We start from the raw sequence: 10,356 nt of genomic DNA on the forward strand, positions 1-10,356 counted from the left end.
GTCGTCGTTTTTCGGCGACGTGGGACGGCTTGGTCGGAACCGCTAAGGCCTGTTGTGTGCCACTATGTCCGGGGCGTGCAACCGGCCGCCGACAGTTTCCGGCGTCGAGAGCGTCGCCGTTTTTCGGTGATGTGGGGCGGCTTGGTCGGAACCGCTAAGGCCTGTTGCGTGCCACTATGTCCGGGGCGTGCAACCGGCCGCCGATAGTTTCCGGCGTCGAGAGCGTTGTCGTTTTTCGGCGACATCGGACCGCTCGGGCAGAACCGCTAGAGCCCGTTGCGCGCCACCACGTCCGCGTAGAACCGCGCGCTGTCCTTGACCACCCGTTCCTGGGTGTCGAAGTCGACGTGCACGAGGCCGAACCGCTGCGTGTACCCCATGGCCCACTCGAAGTTGTCCAGCAGCGACCAGGCCATGTAGCCGCGGACGTCGGCGCCGCGCTCGATCGCGTCGTGCACGGCGGCGAGGTGCTCGGCGAAGTACCGTACGCGGTTCGTGTCGCGCACTCGCCCGTCCACGACCTTGTCCACGAAGGCGGCGCCGTTCTCGGCGATCACGAGCGGCAGGCCGGGGCAGTGTCCGTGCAGCCACAGCAGAAGATCGGTGAACGACTCGGGCCGCTGCTCCCAGCCGAGCGAGGTCAGGTCCCCGCGGGGTGGCGTGACGTCCATCCCGCGCAGGCCGGGCAGCGGGCAGTTGCTGTCGGCCTCGGGGTCGTCGAGCGGGACGGCGCGCGCGGGCGCGTAGTAGTTGACGCCCAGGACGTCCAGCGGCTGCGCGACGAGCTCCAGGTCGCCGTCGGCGATCGCCGGTTCGAGTGTGCCGAGATGCGCCAGATCCGCCAGCAGTTCGGGCGGATAGCCGCGGCCGAGCAGTGGATCGAGGAAGAACCGGTTGTGCAGGAAGTCGAATCGCCGCGCGGCCTCGCGGTGCGCGGCGTCGTCCACATCGGTCAGCACCGGGGCGAAGTTGAGCACGATGGACACTTCCTGCTCGCCACCGCCCGCCCGCAACGCCTGCGCGGCCTTGCCGTGCGCGAGCATGAGGTTGTGCCCGGCGACCAGTGCCGCGCCCTCGTCCCGGAGACCCGGGGCGTGGTCGCCGTTGCCGTAGCCGATGAAGGCGGCGCAGAACGGCTCGTTGATCGTGGTCCACTGCCGGACGCGGTCGCCCAGTGCCTTGTGGACGGTCAGCGTGTAGTCGGCGAAGAGATCCGCGAGATCGCGGTTGGGCCAGCCGCCTTCCGCCTGCAGCGCCTCCGGCAGATCCCAGTGGTAGAGCGTGACCATCGGGGTGATCCCGTGCTCCAGCAACGTGTCGACAAGGCGATCGTAGAAGGCGAGCCCGCGTGGTTCGATCGTGCGGCCGTCCGGCATGACCCGCGACCAAGCGACGGAGAAGCGGTAGTACGGCACGCCGAGTTCGCTCAGCAGGGCGATGTCCTCGCGGTAGCGCCGGTAGTGGTCGCAGGCCGGGTCACCGGTGGCGCCGTCGAGCACCAGGCCGGGTCTCGCGGTGAAGGTGTCCCAAATGGACGGTCCGCGGCCGTCCGCCGTCGTCGAACCCTCGATCTGGTAAGCCGCCGTGGCCGTGCCCCAGCGGAACCCGGCCGGAAACCCACGCGCCACGCCGTCCCCGTTCATTTGGCGGCCGCGGCGCGGCCTTCGGTCGAAGCCTGCTCCCAGGCCTGGTCGAGCGCTTGCTTTCCCTCTTCGACGCGGCCGAGCGCGTGCCCGTACACGGGCCGCACCTCGCCGTCGCGCAGCCCGCGGTAGTTCGGCCGCAGGGCTTCGGCGGACGCGGCGAAGATCTTGCCGATCGGCGCGCCGCTGAAGTAGTCGCTGGTGTGCGAGAGCACGGCGCTGTCCTGGTAGGCGCCCAGCGCGCTCGGCAGCAGCCCGCTTTCCAGGAAGATCCGTTTCTGCTGCTCGGGCGCGGTCAGCCAGGCGGCGAGATCGTAGGCCTCCTTGCGGTGCGCGCCCTGCTTCGGGACGGTCAGGAACGAACCGCCCCAGTTGCCAGCCCCGCCCGGAAGCGAGGTGACGTCCCATTTGCCCGCCAACTCCGGGCCGCCGGCCTCCTGGATCTGGGTGAGCATCCAGGCAGGACAAGTGATCGCGGCGAACCGGCTCTGCTTGATCGCCACCGTCCACGGCTGGGTGAAGGTGGTGACCGCCGCGGTCTCCTTCTTCAGCGCCATCCCGCCCGCCAGGTCGAAGGCCTTGCGGACGTTCGGGTTCGTGTCGGCGATGAACGTGTCGTCCTTGGCGAAGTAGTTCTCCTGCGCCTGGTTGAGCATCGCCGTGTAGACCGTGCCCGCCGAGTCGGCGAACTTGACCTCCGGCGACCGCGAGCTGAACTTCTCCCCGGTCTCGGCGAACTTCTCCCAGGTCGGCCACAAAGCGGCCACCTGCTCGCGGTCGGCGGGCAGGCCGGCGTTCGCGAACAGGTCGCGGCGGTAGCAGAGGGCGAGGCTGCCCATGTCGGTCCCGAGGCCCATCACGAACTTGCCGTCGGCCGCGGTGCCCTGGTCCCATTTCCAGCCCGGCCAGTTCTCCCGGAGGCTCTGCGCGCCGAATTCTGAAAGATCGGTGAACTTGTCCGTGGACTGGCGGAACTTGGGGAGGTACTGCTCCTCGATCGCCACCACGTCCGCGCCGCCGCGTCCGGCGCCCAGACCGGTGGCGAGCTGCCGGTGGTGCGTCTCGAAGTCGGCGACCCGGCCCTCGACGGTGATCCCGGGATGCGACTTCTCGTAGTCGTCGAAGAGCTTCTCGTACCCGAACTCGCCGAAGGTGGCGACGGTGAGCTTGATCGGCCCGCCGGGTTCGGACTCGCCCGAACAGGCGGTGAGCAGCAGCGCGAAGGCGGTCAGTCCGGCCACCAGGCGGGATCCACGCGGGCGGGTCATCGTTCTCCTCGGTCGTGCGCGATTCGCGGGCTGCGAACGCATCATCTCGTGGTGATCGGACAGTGGCAGCGCGTGCCGTCCGCAGGGACGGCGGCGTTGCCCGAAGGGCCACTCAAGCGAGCCGTCTCGGCAGCTGATCGCCGACGGTCAGGCGGGAGTCGGCGTGCAGTTTGGTCAGCACCCGGGACACCAGCGACTGCACGGTCCGCCTCGGCAGGCTCAGCTCCGCGGCGATCTCCGGGTTGGACAGCTTCGCCGCCACCAGCCGCGCGACCCGCAGTTCCAGTGGGGACAGCGCCCCGGCGTGCCGGGGACCTCGCTCGGCGCGGCTCAGCACGCCGTAGCGGCGCAGCCTGTTCTCCGCCCGGCGGATGTTCCAGGTGGCGCCGACCGGCCCGAGCACCTCGCACGCCTCGGTGAGCGACCGGGTGGCCGCTTCGAGGTAGCCGGCGCGGCCGAGCAGTTCGGCGGCGTCCTCCAGCGCGGCCGCGAGTTCGATCGGGCGGCGGACCTCGCGGTAGTGATCGGCCGCGGCCAGCACGCCTTCGGGATCGCCGTCGATCAGCGCCCGGCACCGGGCGGCGGCGGCGGTGGCCCTGGCGGGAACTGTCTCCTGGCTCGCTTCCTCGGCGCAGACGGCGAGCGCTTCCCGCGCGACGGCGTCGTTCCCGGCCGCGAGCGCGACGCGGACGACGTCGGGAAGCCATTGGTGGCGCAGCATCATCCGGGCGTAGTCGGGGCGCAGTACCGGTGCGAACAGTCGCAGCGCGTCGTCGAGCCCGCCGCGTTGTTCGGCGGCCATCGCCTGGGCCGCGAGGTAGAAGTCGCAGCTCTCGCGCTCGGAGGAGTTCGACGGCGAGTGTGCCTCGGCCGCTTCCAGATGCGCGCGGACGGAGACGCGTTCGTTCCGGTGGCCCGCGATCAGCGCGGCGACCCCGTGCAGCAGCAAGGCGGCGGCACCCGGCTCGCGCACCCCGTAGAAGGTGATCGCCGGACCGTCTTCGGTGACCGAGTCCAGTTCGGCCAGCGCCTCGTCCCAGCGGCCGGTCCAGTAGTAGTGCACGGCCGCCGAGACCTGCGGACCGGTCGGCAGGCCGTGCCGTGCCGCCGTCTCGTACCCGGCGTGCAGCGTGGCGTCGGCCTCGTCGAGCCGGTCGAGGTTCTGCAGGGTGAAGAGGCGGTTGTCGAGCAGGTCGAAGCGCAGCGTCGCCAGTTCGGCCTCGTCGCCGGTGGTCTCGAGCGCGGCGTCGACCGCGCTCAGCGCCTTGTCGTGCTCGCGGCGGATCGAATGCACGAGCCACAACGTCTGCTGCGCGTGCGCGGCGGGATAACGCGCGCCCGCTTCGGCGGCTTCGGCGTGCAGATCCCGCGCGATCCGTTCGGTCTCGTCGAGATCGTCGAGGGTGCCGCGCCGGAAGTTGGCGAGCAGCGTCCGGGTGCTGGTGCGCCACAGTTCCGGCATCGACGGGTCGTCCGCGGTGTCGGCGAGCGCCTCGATCGCGCCGGGGGTGTCGCCCCGGCGGTAGCGCAGCGCGGCGAGGACATGCCGCATTTGGGCCAGGTCCGCCTTGTCGCCGACCGTCTTCACCGCCTGCTCGGCCTCGGCCTCCGGATCCTGTTCGAGCCGGAACAGCACGCGCACCAGCGCGGCGATCAGCGTCTCGCGCTGCCCGCCCGTCGGCACCGTGCTGTCGAGCGCGCCGCGCAGGAGATCGGCCGCGATGTGCGGGGCGCGGTTCGACACCGCGATGTGGTTGGCGGTGAGCCATTCGACCAGCCACGGGTCGAACGGCACCGGTCCGGCCGCCAGCTGCTCGGCGACCCGCTTGATCGGCGCGCCCGTCCGCGCGAGGGCTTCGGCGGCGCGGCGGTGCAGCGCTGCGCGGACCGGCTCGGCGATGCCGCCGTAGAGCGCCTGCCGCTGGAACGGATGGTGGAAGGCGAGTTTGTCGCCCGCGTACTCGATCACGCCCGCTGTGGTGGCCGGTTCCAGTTCCTGCAGGACCTCCAGCGGGCTCTTGCCCGCGAGCGCGGCGAGATCTTCGACGGCGAACTCCGCGCCCAGCAGTGACGCGGTGCGCAGGATCTCGGTCGTGGCCGGGTCGAGGCATTCCAGCGTGCGGCCCACCGCGGCCAGCAGCGACCGAGGCGCGTTCTCGGTGCCGTCCAGCGTCACCTCGGCCACGCCCGCCTTGATCCGCAGCGAGCCGGTGCGCACCAGGTCGTGCGCGATTTCCCTGGCGTAGAGCGGATTCCCCGCCGCGCGCCGCACCAGCGGGCGCAGGCTCGGCCCCAGTTTCGCCGCGAGTACCACCTCGAACACGGCGGCGATGTCGTCGTCGGTCAGCACCTCGACCGGCATGATCTCGCCGTCCCTCGCCTCGACCCCGCGACGCAGCTGGGCCAGATCCCGGCGGCCGTGCCCGGTGCGCGTGGCGGCGACCAGCAGCAGCGGCAGCTGGCGGGTGGCGGCGGCGAGCCGCTGCCACAGCAGCACACTGGCCTCGTCGGCCCAGTGGAGGTCGTCGATCACCAGTACGAGCGGGCCCGCCGCGCAGGTCTCGTCGACCAGCGCCAGCAGCTTGTCCACAGTGGACAGGATCGGGTCGGCGGGGCCCCAGTTCCCGTGCGCGGGCTCGGCGTGCAGCTCGCCCGCGAGCTTGGCCTTGGCCGGATCCGCCGCGCCGTGGTGCACCCCGAGGCATTCCATGATCACCTGCAGCGGGAACCGTTGCTGGAGCTCGTCGGCCGCGGTCCAGGCGAGCTGGCAGCCGCGCGCGGCGGCGTTCGACAACCCGGCGATCAGCAGTTCCGATTTGCCGATGCCCGGTTCGCCTTCGAGCCAGACCGGGCGGCCGCGGCCGGCGAGCACGTCTGTGACGAATCCGTGCAGCCGGTCGACCTGCCGGGTCCGGCCGGGCAGGATTCCCTGGCCGCCGCGTTCGATCGCCTTGGCCACCGGCGGCGGCACGACGCGTACCGGTACCGGTTTCGATCCGGTGACAGGTTTTTCGGTGCCGTCCAGGATGCGCTGGTGCAGGTCGCGCAGCGGGGCACCGGGTTCGACGCCGAGTTCTTCCCGCAGCACTCGCCTGGCTTCGCGGTAGGCGGTCAGCGCTTCGGTCTGGCGCCCGCTGGCGTGCAGGGCCCGCATGAGCGTCTCGTGCAGCGACTCGCGCAACGGGTGCTGCTGCACCAGCGCGGTCAGCTCGGCCACCAGTTCACGGTGGTCGCCGAGGCCGAGCAGCGCGGTGGCCCGCAGCTCGGTGGCTGTCAGCTGGAGTTCGGCGAGCCGGACGCGTTCGGCTTCGGCGAATGGGCCGGGTACACCGGAGTACGCCTCGCCGCGCCAAAGCCCGAGCGCGGCGGTGAGCCGGGCGGCCGCGCCACGCTGATCCTCGCGGGCGAGCAGTCGTCTGGCCGCCGCGGCGTCCTGTTCGAACCGGCTGATGTCGAGCTCTTCGCGATCCAGCCGCAGTACGTAGCTCGATCCGGACGAATGCAGCACGTCGTGCGCGTCGCCGCCTGCCTTGCGGATCGCTCCGCGCAGGCCGGAGACGTAGGTGTGGACACTGCCGGTGGCGCTGGCGGGCGCCGATCCGCCCCAGACGCCGGCGATCAGTTCGCCGAGCGAGATGGCCTGGCCGCGGCGTGCCGCCAGGGTGGCGAAGACCGCGCGCTGACGGGCGGGCCCGAGCTTCAGCTCGACGTCTCCGAGCCAGGCACGAGGCGGCCCGAGCAGCTCGACACGCAGCCCGTTGGTCACACCGGCTCCATTTCTGTCCTCACCGAAAGTGGCCGGATCACTACCGTGCCCCGCAGTTTAGGACGTGCCCGGAACAGTTCGGTTGCGTACCCGTGCGTAGGTCAGATCGCGCCGCGCTGGGGCGGCACGGCGGGACGCGTGAACGCGTGCAGCGGCGCGCACCACGGCTGCGCCGTCCCCAGGGTGCGGGAGGCGGGCCAGGTGGCCGCGGTGCCCGCTTCGGGCAGCAGGAGCGCGGCCAGTTCGCCCGCCAGGTCCTGATGCTGCTCCTCGGTGAGATTCCGTTGGTGCGAAAGCAGATGGAGCAGTTCGACCGCGGGGCCTGTCGACAGCGCGCGGACGTTGTCGAGCAGCCACTGCGGGATCCAGCGCGCTGTCAGCTCGTCGCCGACCTGGAGCAGCTGCTCGGCGACGCGGTCCGCGGGCGCGCCGGAGCCCGCCATGGTCGCGGCGATCTCCTGGTGCAGCACGGCGCGGATGGCGGGCGGGGTGTTCGCGGCGAACACCGAGCGCACCAGGGGGATGCGGAAGCGCAGGCGTTCCCCTTCGGTTTCCAGCACGCGGGCGGCGAGCGCCTCCTCGACCGCTTCGATGAGCGCCCGCAGTTCGCGGCCGGTGACGCCCGTCAGGTCGGCGACCGTGAACGACGAGCCGAGCAGTGCGGCTGACGTGAGTGTTCGTTTGCACGCCAAAGAAAGCGTGGCGAGATGATCTTCCACCACGGCGGCGATCCGGCTGTGCGGCGCGGTGGTCATCTCGCGGCCTTCGGCGAACTCGGCGAACAGCTCGCTCAGGTAGGCGGCGTTGCCGGCGGTGTACTCGGCGGCGGACCCGAGGAAGTCCTCACCGGGATCCCTGGCCAGGGTCTCCTCGGCGAGCGCGGCGACGGCCGGGCCGTCGAACGGCGGCAGCGGGACGATCTCGCCGTCGAGCCGTGAGCGCAGGACGTCGAGCGTGCGGCGCCGGGGGAGCGGGCGTGCCGAGCCGATCAGCAGCAGCGGCAGGTGCGCGGTGAACCGGTGAAGTCGCTGCCAGGCGAGCAGGCTTTCCTCGTCGGCCCAGTGCAGATCTTCGAAGACGAGCACCCGGGGCCCGGCTTCGCACAGTTCGGTGACCGTTTTGCCGAGATCTTCCAGCGCTTCGCCGCCGAGGGAGTCGGCGATGAGGCTCAGCGGGACCGCACTGGTCAGTTCGTCGGCTTCGACCCAGCTTGTCCGGCTTCTCGCCGTGGCGAGGGCCTCCGCCAGGAACGCTGTCTTGCCGCTGCCCGCCTCGCCGTCCAGCCACACCGTCCCGCCGCGGCCCTCCTCCAGCAGGGCGGACAGATGCCGGCGCATCCGGCCGAGCTCGAACTCGCGGCCGACGAAGGCGGACGGCCGTTCGGGCTGGGACTGCGTCGGCCGGTGCCGTTCCGGCTGGTCCTGGTGGTGCAGCGTCGGGTCGCCGTCCAGGACCCGCTGTCGCAGGGCCAGCAGTTCCGGGCCGGGTTCGAGACCGGACTGCTCGATGATCGTCTCGCGGGCGCGGTCGAACGCGGCTACTGCCTCGGCCTGCCTGCCGGACCGGAACAACGCCGTGACCAGCATGCGGTGCAGGCCTTCGCGCAACGGATGGCGCTCGACCAGCACTGCCAGCTCGCCCACGAGTTCGCGGTAGCCGCCCAAATGCAGCGCGACCTCGGCCTGGCGTTCGAGCGCGCTCATGCGCAGTTCGTTCAGCCTGGCGCGCTGGGTCTCGGCGAACGGGCCGGGGATCCCGTTCAGCGCGGACCCCCGCCACTGCCCGAGCGCGGAGCGCAGCGACTCCAGTTCCCGCTGGTGCGCGCCGGCGAGCCGGTGCGCACGGGCCCGCTCCAGCTCGGCTTCGAAGACGTGGACGTCGACCTGCTGCCTCGGCAGGTCGAGGCTGTAGCCGGCGCGGGTGGCGACGAGCGGCTCGCCCGCCGGCTCCAGTGCGCGGCGCAGCGCGGAGACGTAGGTGTAGACGATGCCGGTGGCGCTGTCCGGGGGCCTTTCGCCCCAGACGGCGTCGATGATCTCCTCGCGGGAGACGAACCGGCCGGCGTGCAGGGCGAGCGCGGCGAAGACCGCTTGCCGCTGAGCGGGACCCAGTGCGATCTCGCCGTCGCCGTTCCGGGCGGGGGAACCGCCCAGCAGCCGCACCGTCAGCGAGGAAACCTCGTCCATGACCTGCCGCCTGTGCGTCCGACTACCGAAGAGTGCCTGCTCGGCGAAAATCCTAGTCGTGGCGATGTGGGTTTCGCAATCAATCGGGCACTCGGCGTGTGGGTTTCGTCCGCCTGTCGTGAGACATTCTCGGGTTTTGCCAGGGTAGTCCGGTTCAAGAGGATTCACGTGCGTGAACGGGTTCGAGGTTTGGTGCCCGTTCATGTGGTTTTCAGGGTGCGGACAGGTGAGGGGCGACTGGGCAAGCCGGGCGTTCTCGGGGGCAGAGTGTCGCTCGGCCCTGGTCGAAGGCATGCGTCGCTGTGCATGCTGTGACAGTGAGCCAGGATCATGAACAGTTCGCCGGTGACGTTCTGCTCAGCCTCGCCCATGACGGCAGGCTGGTGATCGACGCCGATGAAGCCGAATCCCGCATCGTCGAGCTTCGGCGGACCCTGGCCTACGGTTACGCCCTGCTCGCCGACCCGGACTACACCGGACCCGAGGACAGGCTCCGCGACATCCTGGACGAACTCCCCAAGTACGTGGAGGCGTTTCAGCTGGCCACGAAGTCCTTCACGCCTCGTTGAGAACTCGTGGAGAGTTCGTGAAGAGCTCCTTCGCAGACTGTGTCCCATCCGACTGGGGCCGCGGATCAAGCGGAGGGGACAGAGGTGGACACGGAAACCCGACAGATCACCGTGGCGGTGCACGCGCCCGACCCGATCACCACGGCCGGCCTGGCCAGCCAGCTGGGCACGCAGCAGGGGATCGACATCCGGGACTGGGACCAGCGCGCCGAGACCGACGTACTGGTGTTCGCCGCCGAATGGCTGACACCCGAGACCGTGCTCTGGCTGCGACGGCTGGCCGCCGAGGGCGGTAAACCGGTGGTGCTCGTGGTGAGCCAGATCAGCGAGGCGGAACTGGTGCCCGCCATCGAGTGCCGGGTGGTGGCGGTCCTGCCGCGCTCGGCGACGACCGGCGAACGGCTGGCACACGCCGTCCGCGCGGCCGCCACCGGCGGCGGAGTGCTCCCGCCGAGCCTGCTCGGCGAGCTGCTGAAGCACGTCGAACGGCTGCAACGCGAGGTGCTCGACCCGATGGGCGTCAACACCGCCGGGCTCACCACGAGGGAGATCGACGTACTGCGCCTGATGGCCGAGGGGAAGGACACCGTCGAGATCGCCGGTGAGCTCAGCTACTCGGAACGCAGCGTGAAGCACATCATCCAGGGCATCACCGGACGGCTGAAGCTGAAGAACCGGCCGCACGCCGTCGCCTACGCGGTGCGGGCGGGGGTCATCTAGCACCCTGGGGCGCGCGTGAAGCCGTGAGTGTTCTTCGGTACCCGCTGGGGTCTGGTTGGGTTGCTCGCCGGTCCGGTCCGTGAAGGCCTCCTTGCCTACTCTGAGAGGCTGTTGCGTTTTGGGGCGACCTGCTGGTGATGATTTTGGTGTGGGCTGGTGATGCTGGGAGAATCCTGGTGTGGCTATGGGTTTTCGTCCGGTGGA

General features: G+C 70.7%; 6 protein-coding genes. 2 read left to right on the forward strand and 4 right to left on the reverse strand.

Annotated elements, in window-relative coordinates; all coding sequences use genetic code 11:
• Window positions 1–266: 266 nt before the first annotated feature.
• From ACFOSH_RS38530 to ACFOSH_RS38545, 4 genes are all read right to left on the reverse strand, one after another.
• Window positions 267–1,628 (reverse strand): GH1 family beta-glucosidase, encoded by a 1,362-nt coding sequence (locus ACFOSH_RS38530; protein WP_378245739.1) that lies wholly within the window; start codon window positions 1,626–1,628, stop codon window positions 267–269.
• A gap of 11 nt (window positions 1,629–1,639) precedes the next feature.
• The gene (locus tag ACFOSH_RS38535; RefSeq protein WP_378245741.1) at window positions 1,640–2,911 is read right to left on the reverse strand and encodes an ABC transporter substrate-binding protein; all 1,272 of its coding nucleotides are present in this window, start codon (window positions 2,909–2,911) and stop codon (window positions 1,640–1,642) included.
• 112 nt (window positions 2,912–3,023) lie between these two features.
• Entirely contained in the window at window positions 3,024–6,677 is a 3,654-nt protein-coding gene (locus tag ACFOSH_RS38540) for a BTAD domain-containing putative transcriptional regulator (protein ID WP_378245743.1), read from the reverse strand.
• 101 nt (window positions 6,678–6,778) lie between these two features.
• Window positions 6,779–8,863, reverse strand: coding sequence for a BTAD domain-containing putative transcriptional regulator (locus tag ACFOSH_RS38545; RefSeq protein WP_378245745.1), 2,085 nt, complete (start codon window positions 8,861–8,863; stop codon window positions 6,779–6,781).
• A gap of 317 nt (window positions 8,864–9,180) precedes the next feature.
• Here ACFOSH_RS38545 and ACFOSH_RS38550 point away from each other — a divergent pair, with 317 nt between their 5' ends.
• Window positions 9,181–9,432 (forward strand): hypothetical protein, encoded by a 252-nt coding sequence (locus tag ACFOSH_RS38550; protein WP_378245747.1) that lies wholly within the window; start codon window positions 9,181–9,183, stop codon window positions 9,430–9,432.
• Window positions 9,433–9,516: 84 nt separating this feature from the next.
• Complete coding sequence (locus ACFOSH_RS38555; protein WP_378245749.1) at window positions 9,517–10,152, forward strand: helix-turn-helix transcriptional regulator; 636 nt, start codon at window positions 9,517–9,519, stop codon at window positions 10,150–10,152.
• Window positions 10,153–10,356 lie beyond the last annotated feature (204 nt).

The sequence above is a fragment of the Amycolatopsis speibonae genome, from assembly GCF_042647925.1.
Lineage (GTDB): Bacteria > Actinomycetota > Actinomycetes > Mycobacteriales > Pseudonocardiaceae > Amycolatopsis > Amycolatopsis speibonae.

Coding starts and splice junctions, on each gene's coding strand:
- ACFOSH_RS38535 (WP_378245741.1), bottom strand. CDS start 2,911: ATGACCCGCCCGCGTGGATCCCGCCTGGTGGCCGGACTGACCGCCTTC.
- ACFOSH_RS38545 (WP_378245745.1), bottom strand. CDS start 8,863: ATGGACGAGGTTTCCTCGCTGACGGTGCGGCTGCTGGGCGGTTCCCCC.